Raw genomic sequence first — 20,663 nt, forward strand, 5'->3', positions numbered from 1 at the left:
AGATCGTATTCCGGTTTGTTTTCTTCAGCAGCACAATCTTCTCAGGCTGTTTAACCACCTCCACGTCAAGCACGGGAGAAGCATCGTCTGAAAGACTCGTAAATTTATTTGCTTGTAAATCGGCTAATAGCACTTTCCCCGCTGTACGGTCAACCAGAACGGCCGCATGATCATCGGCTGAAAGGATATCCGTGGAACCAAGGCTTGGGGGCAAGCTCTCGTCGGCGTATGCGTAGTTAGAAAATAGAACCGTCACTAAAACGATGGAGCACCAATAAGCTAACCTTTTCATCATAACCTCCCTATCATAATCCATATGCAATTCAATCATTGTATTCCAATTTATGTATAATTCCCATGCCGCAAATGTACTATATCGCACTGCTCATCTATGAAAATATAACTGCCGAGCGCATGTCCGGATTAAAAAAAACCGGCGGCAGTTCAGGACCCCGCGTTCACGTCCATTACTGCCACCGGTTTTTATATTAGATGAGTCAGGGCACCATAAGCCCCATTTCCGCCGCCGCTTCCTTCAGCACGCCTGCATATTCGACCAGCGTCTCGCGGGCAAGCCTGTTGACCGGCCCGGACAGCGACAAGGCGGCGGCGATTTCGCCGCTCCGCCCGATAACGGGTACGGCCACGGCGGCCGCTCCCGGCTCGCGTTCCTCAAAGCTGGTCGCATAGCCGGCAAGCAGCACTTCTTTCAATTGATCCGCATAACGCTTGCGGTCAATAGCCGGGGGCCAGTCCTCGCCTTCAAGCAGCTCCTGTTGGACTTCCGGCGGAGCGTAGGCGGCCAGCACCTTGCTGGATGCCCCCACGGTCAGCGGCAGCCTTGCGCCGATCTGCGCCACGCGCCGGATCGCCTGATTGCTCTGCACCGCCTGGATGCGCACCCGCTCAAAGCCGTCCCGCAAATATAAGCTGACCGTCTCCCCAAGCCGGTCACGCAGGCGTTCCATCGCCGGCAGCAGCAGCGTTCCCGGGTTCTCCGAAACCGGCAGATGGGTCGAGAGCTCCCAGACCCGGATGCCGAGCCGGTATTTTTCCGTCGCCGGATTGCGGGTAATGAAGCCTCGGTCCTCAAGCGTCGTGAGCAGCCGGTGCACCGTGCTTTTGTGCAGGCCGATGCTCGCGGCAATTTCGGTCAGGCTCAGATCGCTGTCTCTTGTAAAACACAGCAGAATATCAAGCGCACGCTCCACGGCGCGCACCGTTAGCTTACGGTCGTCGTCCACGGATATCTCCCCTTCGTGTTTCATCAAATGAAACACGGTTACAATATTTATAGTCATTTCTATCTTAGCAAAAGTCTGTGAAAAGTCCAGTATCTTCATCTCGAGGCAGGTCCTGCGACTCAGTTTACAGTTGCATTACAAATGGGGCACATTCATTGACTTTGCATTAACAGAACCCTACGATTAAACCTAGGAGTGCAAACGAATCCACTATTTTCGGAGCGAGTTTTGCTGAAAAATTCACAGCTGTCTGCACTCGCAAAACTTAGCCTATGCTTCTGAAGCGAGTTTTGCTGAAGAATTCACAGCTGTCTGCACTCGCAAAACTTAGCCTATGCTTCTGAAGCGAGTTTTGCTGAAGAATAACTGTAGCTTTTGCACTCGCAAAACTTTTAGGAGGGGACCTTATGGATCTTGCAACATCTCGCGCCGGCACGCCGGTCTCCCCAAGGCCGCTGGACCGTCCGTCCGATCAACAGCCGCAGCTGTCCCTGCGGATGATTCGCATAAAGCATGTGATTGTGGCGCTGCTGTTGTCCGTTTTCTTTTTTTTAACATTCTGTTTCATCTCGCTGCACGCTTATATTACCTGGGTGCTGTCCAATCCGACGGTCGCTCCGGTGTTCTCCAATCCGATGCTGGCCAAGGGACTGAAATATGAGGACGTAACCTTTCCGGCAAGCGACGGCAGCCGCAACATTCAGGGCTGGTACATTCCCGCCGACAAATCGGCCAAGACGATCGTATTCAGCCACGGCTATGGCGCCAACCGCGAGGAATCGTGGGTTCCGATGTACGATCTCGCCCATTTTGCGCACCGTCTGAATTTCAATGTCATTATGTTCGACTACGGCTTCGCTTCCCAAAGCAATAAAGATGTGGCAACAGGCGGCAAAAAAGAATCCCGCGAGCTGCTCGGCGCCATCCAGCTCGCGAAGCAGCGCGGAGCGAAGGAGATCGTCGTATGGGGATTCTCCATGGGCGCAGGCACCGCCTTGCAGGCAGGGCTCGTTACCAAGGATGTGGACGCGATGATTCTGGACAGCACCTTCCTGCTGGAGCCCGATACGCTGTATCACAACATCCGGCAAAATATCGACCTTCCGCGCCATCCTTCGCTTGAAATTATGGAGCTGCTCTTCCCTGTGCTGAACGGGACCGGACTGAATCAGATTCCATACGGCAAGGTGAAGGCGGAGGATTATCCTTTCCCGACTTTGTTCATGCATGGAACGTCGGATGAAAAAGCGCCTTATCCAATCGCCGAAGCGCTGGCCGCCAATCAGACCAATCGGTATTCCGATTCCTGGATCGTCAAAGACAGCCATCACGAGCTGCTGTTCCGCGAGCATCCACGCGAATATCTGCGCCGGGTGTCCGCCTTCTTGAGCAATGTCCCGTCGGCCAAAGCCCAGAGGGAGAAGCAGCAGTAGAGCTAAGTCTCACATAGTACAACCCTCATCCTTCATACTCTATAGGGAAAAGACATATTACGGGAGGGCTGTACGTCATGCAGTATGTATATGGGCCACCGACGGCGGTGCACGTATTGAATGAAATTGCATTCTGGAAAAATCAGGAGAAGGAGAACGCAGCACTGATCAAGCTCGCCGTTCCCGAACTGGAGGAGCCTTACGTCAAGCTGCTGGATGAATGGAACGCCGTCTTCGGCGCTACGGAGCATAGCGCCCGGAGCCTGCTGGAGGCGGCGCTTTCGCCTGCGGCGGCCGGGAGCGTGGATTCCGCCGAGATTAATAGACTGGCGGCGGTATCCGTCGAACAATCCCGGGAATTTATCCGTCAGCTGCAAGCCTTGAAAGAGCAGAACCCGGACCTGAGGGCAGAGGCGGCGGAGGCCTTTCTGCCTCATGTTATCCGCGAGACGGAATATTTTCTCGGCGTTCTTGGCGGGCTGGGTCATCCCGTCAACCATTTCGGAGCCTTGCGGGATTATGAGGCCGATGCGTCGCTAGGGCTATCTGCCGTCGGCACGGCTGCGCAGGACCCGGAGCTTGCTTCCGCCCACCGCGACCTGCCTTCCGTGCCGATCGGAGGGCATAAGCTCCCCCCTCTGCCGTATCCTTACAACGCCCTTGAACCGTACATCGACGAGAAGACGATGCGGATTCATCACGACATCCATCATAAGAGCTATGTGGACGGCCTGAACAAGGCGGAGAAAAAGCTGGCTGACGCCCGAAAGAGCGGAGATTTCGAACTGGTCAAGCATTGGGAGCGGGAACTCGCCTTTCACGGCGCCGGCCATTATCTGCATACGATATTCTGGGACGAAATGTCTCCGCAGGGCGGAGGCCGCCCAACCGGAGCTTTGCTTGCGGCCATTGAGCGGGACTTCGGAAGCTTTAACGCCTTCAAGAAGCAGTTCAGCGAAGCCGCCGACAAGGTAGAGGGCGGAGGTTGGGCCATTCTCGTCTGGAGCCCGCGCAGCCGCAGACTGGAGATCCTGACGGCGGAGAAGCACCAGAACTTGTCCCAATGGGACGTCATCCCGCTGCTCGCCCTCGATGTCTGGGAGCATGCCTACTACCTGAAGCATCAGAACAAGCGCAGCGATTATATTCAGGACTGGTGGAAAGTTGTAAACTGGCCTTATGTATCCGAAAGATATACCGCGGCAAGCAAGCTCGCCTGGAAGCCATACTAAAAACCACCCCACAAAGTGAAGCCTTAACTTCGAAGATCATTCCAAATACTTTGCGGGGACCCCGTTACTTATAAAGAAATACTCCATCCCTAAAAAATAAACCGGCCCCCTGAAATCAACAGGGGGCCGGTTCGCTGCATACGTCCGTTATTCTTTAATTAACGACAAAAATTCCGCCCGGGCTGCAGGGTTCTTACGGAAAGTCCCTCTGACAGCCGAGGTGACCGTCTTGCTGCCCGGCTTCTTGACGCCCCGGGCGCACATGCATAGATGCTCGCCTTCGACGACGACCATGACGCCATGCGGATGAAGCACTTCGGTCATGATATCGGCGATTTGCGAGGTGATGCGCTCCTGCACCTGCAGGCGGCGCGTCACGGCTTCCGTAAGCCGCGCCAGCTTGCTGAGTCCGGCGATGCGTCCGCTCGGAATGTACCCGATATGCACCTTGCCGAAGAAAGGCGCCATATGGTGTTCGCACTGGCTGTAATAGACAATGTCCTTGACGATGACGAGCTCTTCATGAGACTCGTCAAAGGTAACGCCAAGCGCCTCTTTCGGATCGATGGAATAGCCGCCGAAAATCTCCTCGTACATCCGCGTTACCCGCGCCGGAGTCTCCAGCAGCCCTTCCCGTCCGGTATCCTCCCCGATCAGCTCCAATATTTTCTGAACATGGTATTCTATCTTCTCACGGTTAGCCGATACGGTTTCGTTCACATAATCCTTGATGCCGCCCATGAAACTTCCTCCATTCATGCCGTCCCGCTAACAACCTGAGAAGCGGGCCGGTTACTTGCTCTTTCTTTTTTGCCCTTTGCCACCGGCAGGACCGCGTCCCCCCATGTTCTGATTCTTCATCATTTGCTGGGCGCGCTGCATTTGCTTACTGTTCAAATTATATCCCATCTGCTTGGCAACCTTTTGCAGCATTTCCGGATCGTTCTGCATGCTGGTCATTTGCTTGCGCAGATAATATACACCAATGAAGAAGCCGCCGATCAGCCCCACGACCAGTGTAATAATCGGAAGAGCAATATCCATTAAAAACCCACCTCTGAGTTGTATTATGGCACGCCTAATTTATCGCGCGCGAATCTATCATAGCATTTCGGGAACTGGACAGCAATTGGAATATCCGCTCCTGTCCGAGCTCTTTATTTTCAAGCCTCCGCATGCCCTGCCAGCTTGCCCCGGGACCGGTTCAGGCGCCGGACGACCTCGTCATCCCGTTCGTTCTCAAGCGCACGCTCCACGGCCGCAAGCGCCGCTTCGCCGCCTATCACGCCAAGCGACCATGCGGCCGCGCCGCGCAGCTCCGGACGCGGGTCCCGGAGCAGCACTTCCGTCAGCTTCGGCACGGCGGAAGCATCCTTGAAGTTGCCGAGTGCAATGACCGCGTTGCGCTGGATCGGCTTTTTGCCCCTCCAGGCAGCGGCGCTGCTTCCGAACTTCTCCTTGAACTCCCGGTTGCTGAGGTCAAGAATCGGCAGAAGCAGCGGCTTCGCCTGCTCGGGATCGGGCAGAAGCTCGGGATGGTGGTCCCAGTTCTTCCCCCGGTTGTGAGGGCAGACGATTTGGCACGTATCGCAGCCGTAGAGACGGTTGCCGATCTTGGACATATACGTTTCGTCCAGAAAGCCTTTCGTCTGCGTCAGATATGAGACACAGGCCTGAGCGTTCAGCTCTCCGGGTCCCACCAGCGCGCCCGTCGGACAGGCGTCAATGCATTTGGTGCAGGTGCCGCAGCCTTCCGTCACAGGCGTATCAGGCGGGAATGGGATGTCAGTGACCATTTCACCCAAATAAATCCACGAGCCCCATTTCGGAGAAATGATCGAGCAGTTTTTGCCGCTGAAGCCGATTCCCGCACGCTGAGCGACTGCCCGGTCGACCAGAACGCCGGTATCCACCATGCTCTCCAGCAACGCGTCCGGCACCCGCTGCCGGATAAAGGCTTCCAGACGCTCCAGCGCCTCGCGCAGCACGAGATGATAGTCGCGGCCCCAGGCCGATCTCGCCAGAATGCCCCTGCGCTCACCGGGCTCGGATTTTGGGGGATTGTCCATTTTGGACGGATAGGCCACCGCAATGGCGATAATGGACTTCGGCGGCCCTTCCGGCAGCACCGGAATTGTCCGCTTGTCCAGATCCGGCTCCTCAAAGCCCGAATCATAGCCCTTGTCCCGGTGCTCCTGCAGCAGATCCTTCAAAAAAAGAAACGGCTCCGCCGTCGCAAATCCAATTTCGTCAATGCCCAGCGACGGCGCCGCCTCCTTGATTTCCTTCTTTAATTCTTCCCACCTTGAGGACGGGGGCGAATAAGATGCAGATTTCATGTTGTTCAACCTTCCGCCTCCTTTGCTATTGGTATTGCCAAGACTCCATTATAATGTATTTGCTTTCGAAAGCGGCCACCAGATAAAGGCGGCTCTGCCAACGATCATCTTCAAGGGAACGGCCCCGAAAAAACGGCTGTCCTTGCTGGCGCCGGCATGGCGATTGTCGCCCATAACGAAATAAAATCCCCTGCCGACGGGAACCGGCGAGAAATCCGCATCCTCGATAGCCGTATCCACATACGGCTCGGCGGCCGGCTTGCCGTTGACGTACAGCTTGTGCTCCCGTACTTCCACAATATCGCCGGGGATGCCGACGACCCGCTTGACCAGATACTCCTTCCGGTCCGGCCCGTTGCTCGGATCATGCAGCACGACAATATCGCCGCGCCTTGGGTCCCTAAACGCAAGCGTTATTTTATTGATAAACAGCCGTTCGCCTTCATACAGTGTCGGCTGCATTGAATGGCCTTTAACCATGGAGATATTGAACACGAACAGATTCAGCAGCGATATGACCGAGAATACGACAACCGCCATAATCAACCAGTCTTTGAATTCCGCGATCCATTTTCTTCTCCGGAGGGAACGGTATTTCTTCAGTCTGGAAGTCCGGTCGCTTCGTTTGCGGTAAGGCAAGCCTCCCTCTTCCAATTTCCGCTCCATAATCCACCCCTGATCCGGTATATGAATGACTCCTAACTCCTAACAATAGAAAAGCATATCTCCCGCACGTTTGCAACGTTCAGGATGATATGCCAAGTAAGGAAAGGAGCCAACTTCCGGCTCCATATGATGCTGGTGTAGTCTGGTTAATGTTTCCGCTTTCGTAATGCAGATTGGCCTACTCTTTATTGTCCAACGATGCTCAGCTTACGCACCGATTTAAAGATATGGTTCTCGCCATAACCCATCGCTTCGTACAGCGGGAGGGCGGCCGCATTATGCTCATCGCCGACAACGTAAATACCGTTGACCTTGCGCGCTTGAAATCTGCTCTCCATAGCCGATACAAGACCTCTGCCGATTCCTCTGCGGCGATAATCGGGATGGATGGCAATACGGAAATAACAACCATAATTTTTCTCAATCGTGCCAATAAGCGCTCCGACAATCTCCCCTTCTTCTTCCGCAACAACAATGAGATCCGAATCCCAAGAAAGCTGTCTGGAGAAGGGTTCCATGGTGTTCTCGTAACATTCTTCGGATAAAGCGGCTTGCAACAGTTCAGTCACTGGACTTACGTCGCTTAATTGAAAGGAACGAACGTGCATTCTTTACAGTCTCCCTTTTCTTTGGCTTTGGATTTTACAAAAAGAAGGAGTTCCCTTTATAATCCGGAGGGCGAAAAAAGCATCAATTAACGAGGAATACCTGCTTTTGTCTCTATTAAAACACATAATTCGGGCGATATCATTACTTTTCTAGTGAAAGCGCTTGATATAAAGCGTATACATCGCGCTATATGCAAATTGTTCATCATTTAGGAAATATTTAGGGTATAAGTTTCTTATATCAGGAAATATTAACAGAGTTAACACCGAGTTTACACAAATTATGGCGGGCATGAGTCGGCGGATGCAGGGCATTTCACTTTATAAACATTTTTGTTTGTTTAGTGTTGCATTCTCGATTCAGATACGGTTTAATATGATGTATACAAATTCCATTTGAAATCAGGAGGGATTTTTCCATGGCTTTTGAATTACCGGCACTTCCATATCCAAATGACGCACTCGAACCGCACATCGACGCAACGACGATGGAGATTCACCACGACAGACACCACAATACGTACGTGACCAACCTCAATGCCGCACTGGAAAAGGCACCCGAACTGCAAGGAAAAGGTCTTGAAGAGCTCATTTCCAATCTGGACGCGGTACCGGAAGCAATCCGCACTGCAGTTCGCAACAACGGCGGCGGGCATGCCAACCACTCCTTGTTCTGGGAAACAATCGGACCAAACGGCGGCGGCGCACCGACAGGCGCACTGGCTGAAGCCATCGACAGCGAACTGGGCGGCTTTGAGAAATTCAAGGAAGACTTCGCTGCTGCGGCAACGACCCGCTTCGGCAGCGGCTGGGCCTGGCTCTCGATCAAGGACGGCAAACTGGCTGTTACGAGCACGCCTAACCAGGACAGCCCTATTATGGAAGGCGCGACTCCGCTGCTCGGACTGGACGTATGGGAGCACGCCTACTACCTGAAATACCAAAACAAACGCCCCGACTACATCAAAGCGTTCTGGAACGTTGTGAACTGGGATGCCGTCGGCAAACTCTACGAAAGCGCGAAGTAAACCGGCTGCGGCTTAGCCGCAGTTCGTGTGACGGCAGCAGCAAGTTGCCCTTGCGCAGTTAACATTTAAAAAGGGATTGCCCGCGGGCAATCCCTTTTTGCATTTGCTTAGTTCTCTTATTCAGCCGAATCCGCGCCGTCTCTTTGATCGAAATAAGCGTTCAGCAGCTTAAGGAAGACGTTCGGAAAAGCGTATTTCGCCATGTCTTCGCGCCCGATCCAGCGCATTTCCGCCCGCTCCCCGTCATGCCCGGCTTCGTCGGCGAACAGCTCGGGCTCCTCAACGGACGCGCCCGGAGATAGCGCCGTCGCCCCTTCGGCCGTACGCTGCGCGGCGTACGGCCCGCGCGCTTCCGCAGCCACCGGCAGCGGAAGCGTCTCCTCCCTGCAGCGGTACACCTGCAGGGTCCAATGGATATGGCTGAACGTGTGCTCGGCAGCCATAAAATGCTCCTCCGGCCGGGCGGAGATCCCGGCCTCGCCCAGGGACCGGCGCAGCCGGTCCATCGCGGCCGCGTCCCCCGGCCGCGCAGCTCCGGCGCCGGGAGCCTCCGGCGCCGGCCAGTGCGGCAGCTCCCACATGCGGGCCAGAAGCCCGCTGGACGGCCGCTGCCGCACAAGCACCCGGCCCGCGCGCTCGCCGCGGCCCTCCACCAGGGCCGCCAGCCGCGTTTCCGGGCGCGGCGGCTTGGCCTTGGTCTTGACGGGCAGCTCCGTCTCGCGGCCCGCAAGCCGCCCGGCGCAGCGCTCCATCACCGGGCAGACGAGGCAGCGCGGCGATTTCGGGGTGCAGACAAGCGCTCCGTGCTCCATCAGAGCCTGATTGAAGTGGGACGCCTCGCCGGACGGAATAAGTGCCTGCGCCAAGCCTTCCATTTTCACACGGGTCTTGGCCTTGGCAATATCGTCTTCGAGCAGAAAGAAGCGGGAGAGCACCCGCATCACATTCCCGTCCACTGCCGGCTCCGGCCGGTTAAAGGCGATGCTGAGAATCGCACCGGCCGTGTAGGGCCCTACCCCTTTAAGGCCAAACACTGCATCCCGGTCGTCCGGCACCTTCCCTCCGTAAGTCTCCTTCACCTGCCTTGCGGCATGCTGCAGATTGCGGGCTCTGGAGTAATAACCGAGCCCTTCCCAGCATTTCAGCACCTCTTCCTCGGACGCTTCGGCCAAAGACTCGATCGTCGGGAAACGTCCGATAAAACGGTTGAAATACGGGATGACCGTATCCACCCGGGTCTGCTGCAGCATAATTTCCGATACCCAGATATGATACGGATCGCGGGAGCGCCGCCACGGCAAGTCCCGCTTCTGCTCGTGGTACCACTCAAGCAAATGGCGGCTGAAGAATTCCATATCCTGCCGCCGCTCCATGTCCTGCCGTTCCTCCAGTGCCATGCTCACGCTCCTTGATGTCAAATTCTTTGGCAAAACACTGCGCCGTTAATCTTTCGCCCGCTGCTCAACGACGGCGAAGGCCGACGCCAGACCGCGGGTATGCGTAATCGTAAGATGGATGGCGTACGGATATCCTCCCGGCAGATTCAGCCGCGTCCAGGCTTCTTCCGAAAGGACAGCCTCCGGTCTGCCGCTCTCCCCGGGGAGGATTTCGATATCCGCAAATCCGACCGCGGCGCCGATGCCGCTCCCGAGCGCCTTGGCGACGGCTTCCTTGGCGGCAAACCGCCCGGCGGCGAATTCGGCCGTAAGGCCGCCCCGGCTTCCGGCGAGGCAAAGCTCGCCCCCGGTCAGAATGCGGCGCGCGAACCTGCCGCCGAGCCGCCCCTTCAGCAGAACGGCAATTCGTTCGATTTCCAGCACATCGTGCCCGATTCCATAGATCAAGGGTACACGCTCCTCAAATCTTCTTTTTCCGTAAATTCATATGGGGAATGGTATAATAGTATAGTGTTGAGGCAGGCTTTCTGCTATCTTAAAAGAAAAACGAGCCGAAGTCCATGCCGCCATAGCGGTGCCTTCGGCACCTGAATGGACCAGCCATTCGCTTACGAGAGGGGACATTTTCTGATGAGTCGAAGCATCAATTTTAAAATACCCGCAGGTGATGACGCCGTTCTGCGCTGTACGCGTTTCCCTTCCCGGGGAGCGGCAGCCAGTCTGATTGTAATCGCTCACGGTTATAAAGGCTTCAAGGATTGGGGAATGTTCCCTTATGCCGCGGAATCGCTGAGCGGGAAGCACGAGGTCGTCACCTTCAATTTCTCCCATGGCGGAATCGGCGAGGATCTCCAGAATTTCACCGAGCTCGATAAATTCGCGCGCAATACCTATCATCGTGAGCTCAAAGATCTGGAAGTGCTGCTCTCCTATCTCAGCCAGCATCCGAAGCTTGGCGGGCTTCCGCTCTTCCTCCTGGGACACAGCCGGGGCGGAGGCGACTGCCTGCTGTACGCACTGGACCATCCGGGCGATACCGCCGGTGTCATCTCCTGGAACGGCGTTACCGATCTGGATCTGTTCACGGAAGAACAGAAACGGGACATGCGTGAAAAAGGCCGCGCTTATGTCCTGAACGGGCGGACCGGCCAGCAAATGCCTCTGGACGCCGTCATTCTGGAGGATTTGGAGCATCAGAAAGAGCGCTACAATATTATTGAACGGATGCGGACGGCGGCATTCCCGGTTGCGCTCATTCAGGGAAGCAAGGACGTCGCCCGTCTGCGGCAGGGGTCCGAGAAGCTGATCGCCGTCAGACCAGATATCGACTGGATTCAAATTCCGGAAGGAGATCATACCTTCGGAACGGTCCATCCGTTCACCGGGCCTACCCCGCAATTGGAGCAGGCACTGTTCGCGACCGAGGCCTTTATTGACCGGGTACTGCAATCCTGAAGCCTCTGTAGGAATACCGCTCTGCGGCGGCCTGCCAATCCGAACGCTGAACTGCCGCTGCGGTGCGGTTAACCCGGCATATTGTTCACATTAGATGCCGGGGATGGCGCCCCGCTTATGCGCCGTTTCGCGATAGAATTTCTCCAGCAGCTCCGCCGCTTCGGGCCTTACCGGCTTTCCCTCCAGGTAATCGCTGTTCTCCTCATACGTAACGCCAAGCTCGGCTTCATCCGTCTGCCCGGGCCACAATCCGGCAGTCGGTTCCTTGCCGATGATTTCGGCGGGCACGCCGAGATAAGAGGCCAGCTGGCGCACCTGGCGTTTGTTCAGGGAACGGAGCGGCGCTATATCCACGGCTCCGTCGCCCCATTTGGTGTAAAAGCCGGTAATCGCCTCGGATGCGTGGTCTGTACCAACCACGAGCAGGTTATTCTCAAAAGAGAGCGCATACTGGATTACCATCCGCGTTCTCGCTTTGATGTTGCCTTTTCCTTTGTGCGTCAAATGGCGGTACTGCCCCATTGCCTTCAGCGCATATTCCGTTTCAAGCGCAATCTCGTCAACGGTATCCTCGATATTCGTCTCCACCGTTATAAGCCCCAACGTTTGGGCCACCGCGTAGCTGTCTCCAATATCCTCCTGCTCCCCGTAAGGCTGGAACACTCCGAGCGTCAAATAATCCCTGCCCCGTTCAGCACTCAGCTCGTCCGTCGCGCGTTTGCACAGACCTGCGGCCACCGCGCTGTCCACGCCCCCGCTTATCGCGATCAGCAGTCCTTTGGCTCCCGATTCCACAATATACGCTTTCAGAAAATCGACTCTCTTCCTTACTTCCGCCTCCGCATCAATCGCCGGCTTTACACCGAGTGCGGCAATGATATCTTCCTGCAGGCTCACAGCAGCTCAACTCCGTTTCATCATGCTGAAATCCAAAAATAATCCCGCGGCACCGGAAAAACCGGCGCCGCGGGATGAAAAGGCAGGCAAAGCTCCTCGTTTTATTGACAATAGCGGTCAAAGACATCCTTCAGCTCTGCTGCGATTTCCACAGCCGAACGGTTCTCTACCCCGTGACGCTCAATAAAATGCACAAGCTCCCCATCCTTCATCAGAGCGATGGAAGGCGAGGAAGGCGGGTAAGGAGCGAAATATTCGCGGGCTTTTGCAGTGGCTTCCTTCTCCTGTCCGGCAAAGACGGTAAAGAGATGATCCGGCTTGATGTCATGCTGCAGCGCCTCGGCCACACCGGGACGGCATTGTCCGGCGGCGCATCCGCACACGGAGTTAACGACGACAAGGGAGGTTCCCTTCGCGGTTGGCAGTGCGGCTTCCACTTCCTCCGGAGTTCTCAGCTCTTTAAAGCCAATGCTGGTCAGATCGTCGCGCATCGGTTGAATGGTATCCTTCATATATTGGTCAAAAGACATGGACATCGCTTTCGCACTCTCCTCTACGCTTAAATAGTTTTGTCTATGAACTTTTTAACAGTTCATTCGTTAACTTTATTATACATTCCTACCCTCCGAAAGCAAGCGGAAGGGACCGCGCAGTTCTGGCTTTTGCTTGCCGCTGGCAGACATCCGGCTTCAAACGGCCGCCCTTCTAAGCTTCGGCATAGGTTGCTTTCTCCTTAGTTTCGTATGGAAAAGACACTATAAAGACCGTACCGGCACCGGCGCTGGAATCGACGGAGATCGCACCGCCGTGCCGCTCGACGATGCTGAGGCATAGCGGAAGGCCCAGCCCGGTCCCCTGGTCTTTGGTGGTAAAGAAAGGAATGAACATTTTCTCCAGCTCCGTCTCCGACATTCCGCTGCCCGTATCTCTTACCAGCAGTTCAACCTTTCCCGACTCACAGCGGGTTTCCAGCGTCAGCACGCCCTTCGGATCCATCGCTTCCATTGCATTGCGTCCCAGGTTCAGCACCAGCTGCTTGATCTCCTTAACATTGAGCCGCAGAACCGGCAGGGAATCGCACAGCTTGAGCTCGACAATTTGCCCGCGAAGATTCGCATCGGCCCACAGCAGCGGCGCCAGCTCTTCAATCACATCGTGAAGGTTGCTGTCCTCTTTGCTGGAAATACCGCTCTGCGCCAGTGACAGAAAATCGGTGATAATGCTGTTGGCCCGGTCCAGCTCATCCATGACAATCTGGTAATAAGAATCCATATCCGGTGTGCTCTTCTCCCTCATCAATTGAAGGAAGCCGCGCACCACCGCCATCGGATTGCGAATTTCGTGGGTAATTCCCGCCGCCATCTGGCCGACCAGCGTCAAGCGCTCGACATGATCCAGTTCGCTTCGAATCATCTCTTCCTCCGTCACGTCTTGAATAACGAGAACCATCCCTCCGATCTGGCCGGGCTCTTGCGGAACCAGGGGAGCTGCAAGAATATGCAGGACTCTCCCTAAGCAATTGACCTTCTCCATGAACCTTTGCTTAAGCACAATAATCTCCAGGAGACGGTCCAGTTCCTTATCCTCGTTAAGTTTCAGCTTATGTATCAGGTCGAATACGGGAAGAAACAGAACATCGCTCCTTTTTATATTCGGCAGCCGGGCCTGCAATTTCTTCATCATCGTATCGTTGATGCTGGTAATCTTGTAATTGTCGTCAATGGAAAAGATACTTAGGGGCACCATATTGGTAATCTGCTGAAGATTATCGGTTTCCCATCTGAATCTCTCGGACATATGGGCTATGCGTTCCTCGACTTCAAGCTTGTCCAGAGCCGATTCCAGCCAATAAATCATGAAGCCTCCGAACAGGAATCTGAAGAACAGCATGCACAAAATGAGTGCGATTTCATTTGGCTGAAGTACAGAGTAGCTCTTGCCGTCGAGCAGAGGCGTAAGCACTCTGAACAGCGTGCACGACGCCAGCAGACCCCACATAATCGAAATTTTCTCCAGATCCGTTCCTTGCTTGAATCGTTTGGCCAGACTGAATACGAGCGGAAATATTAAAATATTCGAATCGAGCAGAATATGGAGCGGTGTGAACGGATAGTGGAACACAATGGTGCACGCCAGCAGCAGCACCCCGAGAAAAATACGGGAGCGCAAGCTTCCATACAGCATGCCGATAAACGCCGGAACCACAGCCCAGTTCAGATTGATAATCCCGAACAGGCTGCCGGACAGCGCAGAGCAAAGTATAAGGCTAAGCGCACAGCACAACGCAAGGAAGGTCTGGTCATTCGGAAATTTAAGATTTCTGCGCGCGGGATGGCTTTGATTCAGTCTCCATTGAAACAACAGCAAAAAAGATGAGGCAGCGGCAATTTGCAGTATGATATCTTTTATCGCGGTTGTAATTGTAATCACCATCCATCCGGGCCCGGTTAATTTTATGTGCAGACTTAGATTAAAGCAATTGGTGCAATCTGACAATGAAAGAATACCTTTATGGGCTGGACTGGCCCGTGCAGGGGCGGTAATGGTATGATGAGACCTGAATCAACCGCAGCCCTGTCATTTGCAAAAGGAGCCATATCATGAGTGAATTCGATGTTATCGTCATCGGCGGCGGACCCTCCGGTCTGATGGCAAGCGTTGCCGCAGCGGAGCATGGGGCGTCCGTGCTGCTGATCGACAAGGGAACCAAGCTCGGACGCAAGCTGGGCATCTCCGGCGGCGGCCGCTGCAATGTGACGAATATGAAGGAAACAGCTGAGCTGATCGCCAATATACCGGGCAATGGACGTTTTCTGTACAGCGCGCTCGGGCATTTCGACAATCGTTCCATCGTCGCCTTTTTTGAAAATTTGGGCATTAAGTTAAAGGAAGAAGATAACGGCCGAATGTTTCCCGTTTCCGATAAAGCTTCCAGTGTCGTCTCCGCATTGGTCGGAAGAGTCAAGAGCCTCGGCGTTCAGGTCATAACGGACAGTCCGGTCCGGGAAGTGATGTATGGGAAGGACTGCGTTCACGGCGTTCTACTGGCTTCGGGGAAAAAGCTCACCGCCCGGGCGGTTATTATCGCGACAGGAGGCAAATCGGTCCCGCATACCGGCTCCACCGGCGATGGATATGCATGGGCCGAAGCGGCGGGGCATACGGTAACGGAGCTGTACCCGACGGAGGTGCCGATTGTATCGCGCGAGGACTGGATCAGGTCCGGCGAGCTGCAGGGGCTCTCTCTGCGCGATGTATCGCTTACCGTCTGGAATGAAAAAGGCAAAAAGCTGATCTCCCACAGGGGCGACATGATTTTTACCCACTTCGGGCTATCCGGTCCGGTTGCGCTGCGCTGCAGCCAGTTTCTGCGGCAGGTGCAGCGCAGGACAGGACAACCGGCGGTGGAGCTGTCTATCGATCTGTTCCCGGACCACAGTCCAAATGAAATGGAAGCAGAGCTGCGGAACAAGCTGGAATCTGAGTCCAAAAAGGCCGTCCGCAACGCGCTGAAGGGACTGCTGCCGGAACGGCTCATTCCGCTTCTGCTGTCCAAGGCGGGAATTGACGGCGACCTTACCGTGCCTCATCTCTCCAAAAGCAGTCTTGCGGCGCTCGCCGCCCTGATGAAGCGCATGCCGGTTACTGTTCACGGTACCCGTACTTTGGAGGAAGCGTTTGTTACGGGGGGCGGCGTTCATTTGAAGGAAATCGATCCCGGAACCATGCAGTCAAAGCTGATGCCGGGTCTGTATTTCTGCGGCGAAATCCTGGATATACACGGATATACGGGCGGTTATAACATCACTGCGGCTTTCTCAACGGGATATACGGCCGGGATGCATGCCGCACGGCCGGAAGCCTGAAGGCGTTAATCCTTAATTTTAAAAGTAATTCCCACTTACCCGGTAAAATCCGGAGTGAAACAAATAGTTTTGTAAAATAAAACCAGCGTGAACCCGTACGAACCCCCGGCGTTCACGCTGGTTTTTCTTGAATTATCTGACCAGAAGAAAAGCCGTAAACGCTTTTGCCGCCATGATGCCGATCAACGCTCCAGCTGGTATGAACACCGCCAGCCCCCACCAGCCGTACAGCGGCACCGCAGCGGCCGCCGAACACAGCAGAGAGAACGGAAGCAGAAGAATCGGAACCGCACGGCTCCCCGCGTCGGCTTTCCGTTCTTTGGTGAACGGGAGCAGCGCAATAAACTCATCACCGGAAAATATCTTCCAGTACGAGACCAGCCATGAGGCCATCATGCAGATCAGCACAACGCAGACGGCCCATTTCAGCATTCCCGGCACAATCAGAACTGCGATGGCGCCCACTCCGGTAAACTGTAGATACAGCTTCAAATGTCCTGGATGGCGCACAAACGCCTTGATTGACGCATCGGCCAGCCTGCTTTCGGGAGTGACGGATCGCAGCAGCGGCCGGGATTTACGGAAGATCCACGGCTTATGCCGGGTCGGACGAGGCTTGTCAATGACGCCTCTGAGCAGCAGTCCGGCAATCTTCATCCTCTGCTTGAAGTCCTCGCGGACATCGCCAAGGAACGTGCCGCGCAGCTTCAGTCTTGCCCGCAGCGCGGCTGCCGCAACCGCCGCATACCCGGCGGCTGCAAGCAGCAGCAGCGCCGGGTGAAAGCTCCAGGCCGCGGCGGCGCGGATGAACAGCCCGCACGGCAGCCATGAGGCAAGCAGCATCCACAGCCATCTGCGCCAGCCCTGCTTCTGTACTCTTACCATGTGCGCGAGCAGCTTGACGCATGTCCCGCAGCACAGGCTCAGGGCCAGCAGCGCTCCCGCGTTCGCTCCGCTTAGCCCGTAGGCCCGGACGAGAAAAGGCAGTAGAATCAGAAATCCTGCCGTTATTTTCAGCGCCGTGACCGACAGGCTGTACAAGATTCCGCCCAGCATAACCGTCCGCATCCATTCCTTGCGCTGCCGCAGGAACAGCAGGTCTCCTTCATGCAGCAGCAGCAGAATGCCGCCCTGCATCAGTAAGGCGAGCAGCGCCGGCAGGAGGGCATAGGGCAGGAGCGTGCTCCATGTCGGAAGCGGCTCATTCCAGAATCCGTAATAGTACCTTCCGCCCAGCAGCGCCCCCGGAATGATGAGGTACAGAAACACCGTCCAGTCCGCGGCGGTGCGAATGATACCCCATTGTTCCTTCCAGTGGCGGGCCAGCCGCCTTTGCAGCAGCCGCCTTGGAGAAGGAGTATCATAGCCCGCTCGGTTATCCATCATTGTGTTCATGGCAAGCTTTCCCTCCCCCATCATGCCAGCGCGTCGAAGCAGTCGAACAGCGAAGCTTCCGGCAGCCCCGCCGCCGCGCGGATATGCTCAAGCGTCCCAGATGCTGCCACCTTTCCGGCGGATACGAGCACAAAGGAGTCGCAAATCTTTTCCGCCGTATCCAGCACATGCGTCGACATCAGCACACCGGCTCCGCGCCGCCGCTCCGTCTCCAGCAGCTTCAGAAAGTCCTTGGTCGCGCGGGGATCGAGACCGATGAACGGCTCGTCCACGATATAGAGGTCAGGCTGGGCGAGAAAGCCGAGCATCAGCATCATTTTCTGCTTCATCCCTTTGGAGAAGCCCGCCGGCAGATCGTCGCGCACATGCTCCATGCCGAACTGACGGAGCAGACGCTGCGCCGCCTCCTTGAATTGCTCGTATTCCAGTCCGTAGGCGGCAGCCGACAGGTCCAGATGCTCCCACAGCGTCAAATCCTCGTAAAAGACCGGCTGCTCCGGCACATAGGCGTAAGAACCGCCGCCTAAGCCGCCGATCTCCACCTTCGCTTTCGCATGCTTCAGCAGCCCTAGCAGCGTCTTGATTGTCGTGCTTTTGCCGGCTCCGTTCGGACCGATCAATCCAAGCAGCTGACCGCGCCGGACGGTGAACGAAATATCCGCGATACGAATATCGCCTTCCTCATATCCCGCCTCGGCAATGGAAACGTCCAGTACAATATCTTCCCGCTCCTGCAACTCCCGTTCCGTTTCTTTGTCTTCCAACAGTTCCATCTCCCAATTACGTATAAATGATAAAGGTCAGCGCCGTACTCGGCCTGACAACAATACCCATCTTACCACTTGCTTCCGGCTTTTGCAGCAGCTCCTCACGAGTACGCAGCCGCCTTCTCTTTGGCGTTTCCGGCGACAGCCGCTTGATCCTTTCGGTCGATATAGCCCCGGAGTGCCAGCATCGCCGCACCCAACAGCAGGGTAAGCAGTCCTGAGACGATAAAGGCGGCTACCGGACCCGACGCCGTAACGAGCGCCCCGCCGGCCACCGGTCCCAAAATGACGGACGCGCTGGCCAGACTGTTGACTGTTCCGAAAACCCGGCCGGTATAGGCTTCGGGGGTCCGCTTTTGCAGCATCGACTGAAACGGAATGAAGACAAGCCCCGCTCCGGCTCCCGCCAGCAGAAAGGCGGAGAACAAAAGGATGTAAATCACCGTCCCCGGCTTACCGTTAGCGGTCGCCACAGCCGCACCGGCGAATACCGCTCCCATCAATACCGCGCCAATGCCCATAAATAGAAGCGGATGCCGGGAACCGCCCATCCGTCCGGTCAACAGTGCAGCGATCAGCGTGCCGATCCCGCCTGCCCCTACGCACCAGCCCAGCAGATCGCCGCTGACGCCGGGAATAATCCGGAACAGCGTCACTAGCTGCGAATCGGCAATATTCAGCACCAGCAGCACGGATACGAGCATAAGAATGCCGCTCAGCACGGCGGGCATACCGGCAATGATCTTAAGACCTGCGACTATATCGCGGCGAAAGGACGGCCGGTTTCCGGAGTGTCCTTCCGCCTCGTCCAGAGAATTCGCTCTCCGTCCCTTTGGCAGGAAGACCAGAATCGCAGCGGATACGAGGAACGTCACAGCGTCAATCAGATAGCAGGCGTTGATGCCGAACATCGCCACAAGCAGACCCCCGAGGGCGGGCCCGATTATTTTCGTGATTTGCTCAATGGAGGAGCTTAAGCTAACCGCGGCATCCATTTGCGAAGCGGGAACCAGCTCTTTAAGCTTGCCGCTTTTGGCCGGCGAGAAGATGACATCCATCGATCCTTTGAGCAGCAGCAGGATGTAGACTTGAGCCAGCGAACCGACGAAGATGAGCGAGGCGACGATAACTGCGCGAACCACATCCGATACGATCATCAGCGCTTTGCGGTTCAGCCGGTCAGCCGCCACTCCGGCGAATGGCCCGCCCAGCAGCATGGGAGCGGCCATGCACAGCGAGATAGCCGTAATCTCCCAGGGCGTGGCGTTCCACTTCAGGCCGACCATCGTCAGCAGTGCTAGCATGTGCAGCCAATCGCCGATATTCGATATGAACTGCGCTGTTAGCAGCAGCGTCAGCGGGCGGCCCAGCTTCAGCTTGCCTTTTGGCCCACTTAGATTGCTCCGTTCTTTCATTGTCTTTCCACTCCTATTGTCCTTTTTGATTATATTTCCATATTAAGGCTGACAGGAGCCATTCAGCATCGGTCCCGGGGTGTAGTCGACTCTACACGCACAGGCCGATTCTCTTTTCGGTACAGCGAACGAAAGCATTTTGATTTTTAATTATTAAAAGTTGCTCATTGTGACAAATCACATGTTTTTCTTCAATTTTTTAACGTATTGTATGGATATATACTGGTTCGCTGCACAGGTGACCCGTGCTTTCAGGATGAGATTGTTCAACCCTGCGGGCGGCCCGCACGAAGAATTGAAAAAAAAGGGTGAGAGATGCATGATACAATCCTATGAACGCGATACCCAGCTGACGCTGCACTTGTACCGGGTGTTCGCCAAGTCGTTCAAGAGTATCAATGAACATGCCGTAATCGGAAGCAAAATCGAAGGGTTCAATCCGACGGCCTTTGCCGTTATGGAAGTGCTCTACTATAAAGGACCGCAACCTATCCAGCAGATCGGCGCCAAACTGCTGCTCCAAAGCGGAAACGTTACTTACGTCATCGACAAGCTCGAAGAGCGCGGCTATTTGCAGCGCAAGCCATGCCCGACCGACCGACGCGTTATTTTTGCAGAACTGACGCCCGAGGGCGAGCGCCTGATGAACGACATGTACCCGAAATATTCGGAACGCATCCATCTCGCCTTCAGTGGTCTGAATGACGAAGAGAAGGAGCAGATGATCGTTCTGCTGAAGAAGATGGGACTCCAGGCTGAGAAGCTGTCTCCGCTTCCGCGGAAATAGGCGATACAGCTATCCGTTCCCACCGGCTAACCGCAAATAAGCGGCTGCAGCCCCCCTTTGAAAGGGCGGCGCAGCCGCTTTTTTGTTGAAATCATGCTTTACATTCGCTCCTACAGCTATACAGGAAATCAGCG

At 55.5% G+C, this 20,663-nt stretch carries 20 protein-coding genes and 1 pseudogene; 6 read left to right on the forward strand and 15 right to left on the reverse strand.

The genetic code is table 11. The features are described from left to right. Positions 1-292, reverse strand: a 292-nt coding sequence (locus tag G5B47_RS17740) for a hypothetical protein (RefSeq protein WP_165100799.1), incomplete at its 3' end; no start/stop codon positions are given. A gap of 205 nt (positions 293-497) precedes the next feature. Beyond that, positions 498-1,244: an IclR family transcriptional regulator gene (locus G5B47_RS17745; protein ID WP_328804575.1), complete on the reverse strand. Its 747-nt coding sequence runs from the start codon at positions 1,242-1,244 to the stop codon at positions 498-500. A 407-nt stretch (positions 1,245-1,651) separates the two neighbouring features. On the opposite strand from G5B47_RS17745, the gene G5B47_RS17750 reads away from it, so the two are divergent. Together G5B47_RS17750 and G5B47_RS17755 are read left to right on the forward strand one after the other, a co-directional pair. Then, positions 1,652-2,677 carry an alpha/beta hydrolase gene (locus tag G5B47_RS17750; RefSeq protein ID WP_165100802.1) on the forward strand — a complete coding sequence of 342 codons (1,026 nt, stop codon included), beginning with the start codon at positions 1,652-1,654 and terminating at the stop codon, positions 2,675-2,677. 77 nt (positions 2,678-2,754) lie between these two features. Then, on the forward strand, positions 2,755-3,909 hold the full coding sequence (locus G5B47_RS17755; RefSeq protein ID WP_165100805.1) for a Fe-Mn family superoxide dismutase: 1,155 nt from the start codon (positions 2,755-2,757) through the stop codon (positions 3,907-3,909). 147 nt (positions 3,910-4,056) lie between these two features. On the opposite strand, the gene folE is transcribed toward G5B47_RS17755, so the two are convergent. From folE to G5B47_RS17780, 5 genes and pseudogenes are all read right to left on the reverse strand, one after another. Continuing rightward, the gene (gene folE / locus G5B47_RS17760) at positions 4,057-4,650 is read right to left on the reverse strand and encodes a GTP cyclohydrolase I FolE (protein WP_025333085.1); all 594 of its coding nucleotides are present in this window, start codon (positions 4,648-4,650) and stop codon (positions 4,057-4,059) included. A 51-nt stretch (positions 4,651-4,701) separates the two neighbouring features. Continuing rightward, positions 4,702-4,953 (reverse strand): YneF family protein, encoded by a 252-nt coding sequence (locus tag G5B47_RS17765; protein WP_165100807.1) that lies wholly within the window; start codon positions 4,951-4,953, stop codon positions 4,702-4,704. A 211-nt stretch (positions 4,954-5,164) separates the two neighbouring features. Next, a pseudogene (queG, locus tag G5B47_RS17770) lies at positions 5,165-6,248 on the reverse strand (tRNA epoxyqueuosine(34) reductase QueG); the annotation flags it as partial. A gap of 48 nt (positions 6,249-6,296) precedes the next feature. Further along, a complete protein-coding gene (gene lepB, locus G5B47_RS17775; protein WP_165100810.1) occupies positions 6,297-6,914 on the reverse strand; it encodes a signal peptidase I in 618 nt (205 codons plus the stop codon). 185 nt (positions 6,915-7,099) lie between these two features. Further along, positions 7,100-7,522, reverse strand: a complete 423-nt coding sequence (locus G5B47_RS17780) for a GNAT family N-acetyltransferase (protein WP_165100812.1) — start codon at positions 7,520-7,522, stop codon at positions 7,100-7,102. Positions 7,523-7,941: 419 nt separating this feature from the next. On the opposite strand from G5B47_RS17780, the gene G5B47_RS17785 reads away from it, so the two are divergent. Next, a complete protein-coding gene (locus G5B47_RS17785) occupies positions 7,942-8,550 on the forward strand; it encodes a superoxide dismutase (protein WP_165100814.1) in 609 nt (202 codons plus the stop codon). Positions 8,551-8,666: 116 nt separating this feature from the next. On the opposite strand, the gene mutY is transcribed toward G5B47_RS17785, so the two are convergent. Both mutY and acpS read right to left on the reverse strand, forming a co-directional pair. Further along, a complete protein-coding gene (mutY, locus tag G5B47_RS17790) occupies positions 8,667-9,947 on the reverse strand; it encodes an A/G-specific adenine glycosylase (RefSeq protein ID WP_165100816.1) in 1,281 nt (426 codons plus the stop codon). A gap of 45 nt (positions 9,948-9,992) precedes the next feature. Then, entirely contained in the window at positions 9,993-10,394 is a 402-nt protein-coding gene (gene acpS / locus G5B47_RS17795; protein ID WP_165100818.1) for a holo-ACP synthase, read from the reverse strand. A gap of 183 nt (positions 10,395-10,577) precedes the next feature. Here acpS and G5B47_RS17800 point away from each other — a divergent pair, with 183 nt between their 5' ends. Beyond that, positions 10,578-11,402, forward strand: coding sequence for an alpha/beta hydrolase family protein (locus G5B47_RS17800; RefSeq protein WP_165100820.1), 825 nt, complete (start codon positions 10,578-10,580; stop codon positions 11,400-11,402). Between the two features lie 90 nt (positions 11,403-11,492). On the opposite strand, the gene nadE is transcribed toward G5B47_RS17800, so the two are convergent. The 3 genes from nadE to G5B47_RS17815 form a co-directional block, all read right to left on the reverse strand. Further along, positions 11,493-12,299, reverse strand: coding sequence for an ammonia-dependent NAD(+) synthetase (gene nadE, locus G5B47_RS17805; protein ID WP_165100822.1), 807 nt, complete (start codon positions 12,297-12,299; stop codon positions 11,493-11,495). Between the two features lie 101 nt (positions 12,300-12,400). Next, positions 12,401-12,835: a BrxA/BrxB family bacilliredoxin gene (locus G5B47_RS17810; protein ID WP_165100825.1), complete on the reverse strand. Its 435-nt coding sequence runs from the start codon at positions 12,833-12,835 to the stop codon at positions 12,401-12,403. A 169-nt stretch (positions 12,836-13,004) separates the two neighbouring features. After that, the gene (locus G5B47_RS17815) at positions 13,005-14,732 is read right to left on the reverse strand and encodes a two-component system sensor histidine kinase NtrB (protein WP_235949679.1); all 1,728 of its coding nucleotides are present in this window, start codon (positions 14,730-14,732) and stop codon (positions 13,005-13,007) included. 167 nt (positions 14,733-14,899) lie between these two features. On the opposite strand from G5B47_RS17815, the gene G5B47_RS17820 reads away from it, so the two are divergent. Next, positions 14,900-16,165 carry a BaiN/RdsA family NAD(P)/FAD-dependent oxidoreductase gene (locus G5B47_RS17820; protein ID WP_165100828.1) on the forward strand — a complete coding sequence of 422 codons (1,266 nt, stop codon included), beginning with the start codon at positions 14,900-14,902 and terminating at the stop codon, positions 16,163-16,165. 132 nt (positions 16,166-16,297) lie between these two features. Here the strand turns inward: G5B47_RS17820 and G5B47_RS17825 are convergent, their stop codons facing one another. The 3 genes from G5B47_RS17825 to G5B47_RS17835 form a co-directional block, all read right to left on the reverse strand. Then, complete coding sequence (locus tag G5B47_RS17825; protein WP_165100831.1) at positions 16,298-17,560, reverse strand: ABC transporter permease; 1,263 nt, start codon at positions 17,558-17,560, stop codon at positions 16,298-16,300. Positions 17,561-17,580: 20 nt separating this feature from the next. Beyond that, entirely contained in the window at positions 17,581-18,324 is a 744-nt protein-coding gene (locus G5B47_RS17830) for an ABC transporter ATP-binding protein (protein WP_235949680.1), read from the reverse strand. Between the two features lie 104 nt (positions 18,325-18,428). Next, complete coding sequence (locus G5B47_RS17835) at positions 18,429-19,742, reverse strand: MFS transporter (protein WP_165100837.1); 1,314 nt, start codon at positions 19,740-19,742, stop codon at positions 18,429-18,431. A 319-nt stretch (positions 19,743-20,061) separates the two neighbouring features. Between G5B47_RS17835 and G5B47_RS17840 the strand changes: the two genes are divergently transcribed. Then, the gene (locus G5B47_RS17840; RefSeq protein WP_025333069.1) at positions 20,062-20,529 is read left to right on the forward strand and encodes a MarR family winged helix-turn-helix transcriptional regulator; all 468 of its coding nucleotides are present in this window, start codon (positions 20,062-20,064) and stop codon (positions 20,527-20,529) included. The last annotated feature ends 134 nt before the right edge of the window (positions 20,530-20,663 follow it).

The sequence above is a fragment of the Paenibacillus apii genome, from assembly GCF_011043685.1.
Classification (GTDB): Bacteria; Bacillota; Bacilli; order Paenibacillales; family Paenibacillaceae; genus Paenibacillus_AQ; species Paenibacillus_AQ sabinae.

Excerpts from the sequence above, each read along its gene's own strand:
- G5B47_RS17820 (WP_165100828.1), top strand. The coding sequence starts at position 14,900 with ATGAGTGAATTCGATGTTATCGTCATCGGCGGCGGACCCTCCGGTCTG.
- mutY (WP_165100816.1), bottom strand. The coding sequence starts at position 9,947 with ATGGCACTGGAGGAACGGCAGGACATGGAGCGGCGGCAGGATATGGAA.
- G5B47_RS17810 (WP_165100825.1), bottom strand. The coding sequence starts at position 12,835 with ATGTCCATGTCTTTTGACCAATATATGAAGGATACCATTCAACCGATG.
- G5B47_RS17825 (WP_165100831.1), bottom strand. The coding sequence starts at position 17,560 with ATGAACACAATGATGGATAACCGAGCGGGCTATGATACTCCTTCTCCA.
- lepB (WP_165100810.1), bottom strand. The coding sequence starts at position 6,914 with ATGGAGCGGAAATTGGAAGAGGGAGGCTTGCCTTACCGCAAACGAAGC.
- folE (WP_025333085.1), bottom strand. The coding sequence starts at position 4,650 with ATGGGCGGCATCAAGGATTATGTGAACGAAACCGTATCGGCTAACCGT.
- G5B47_RS17765 (WP_165100807.1), bottom strand. The coding sequence starts at position 4,953 with ATGGATATTGCTCTTCCGATTATTACACTGGTCGTGGGGCTGATCGGC.
- G5B47_RS17840 (WP_025333069.1), top strand. The coding sequence starts at position 20,062 with ATGATACAATCCTATGAACGCGATACCCAGCTGACGCTGCACTTGTAC.
- G5B47_RS17835 (WP_165100837.1), bottom strand. The coding sequence starts at position 19,742 with ATGAAAGAACGGAGCAATCTAAGTGGGCCAAAAGGCAAGCTGAAGCTG.
- G5B47_RS17755 (WP_165100805.1), top strand. The coding sequence starts at position 2,755 with ATGCAGTATGTATATGGGCCACCGACGGCGGTGCACGTATTGAATGAA.
- G5B47_RS17750 (WP_165100802.1), top strand. The coding sequence starts at position 1,652 with ATGGATCTTGCAACATCTCGCGCCGGCACGCCGGTCTCCCCAAGGCCG.
- G5B47_RS17800 (WP_165100820.1), top strand. The coding sequence starts at position 10,578 with ATGAGTCGAAGCATCAATTTTAAAATACCCGCAGGTGATGACGCCGTT.
- G5B47_RS17785 (WP_165100814.1), top strand. The coding sequence starts at position 7,942 with ATGGCTTTTGAATTACCGGCACTTCCATATCCAAATGACGCACTCGAA.
- G5B47_RS17815 (WP_235949679.1), bottom strand. The coding sequence starts at position 14,732 with ATGGTGATTACAATTACAACCGCGATAAAAGATATCATACTGCAAATT.
- G5B47_RS17780 (WP_165100812.1), bottom strand. The coding sequence starts at position 7,522 with ATGCACGTTCGTTCCTTTCAATTAAGCGACGTAAGTCCAGTGACTGAA.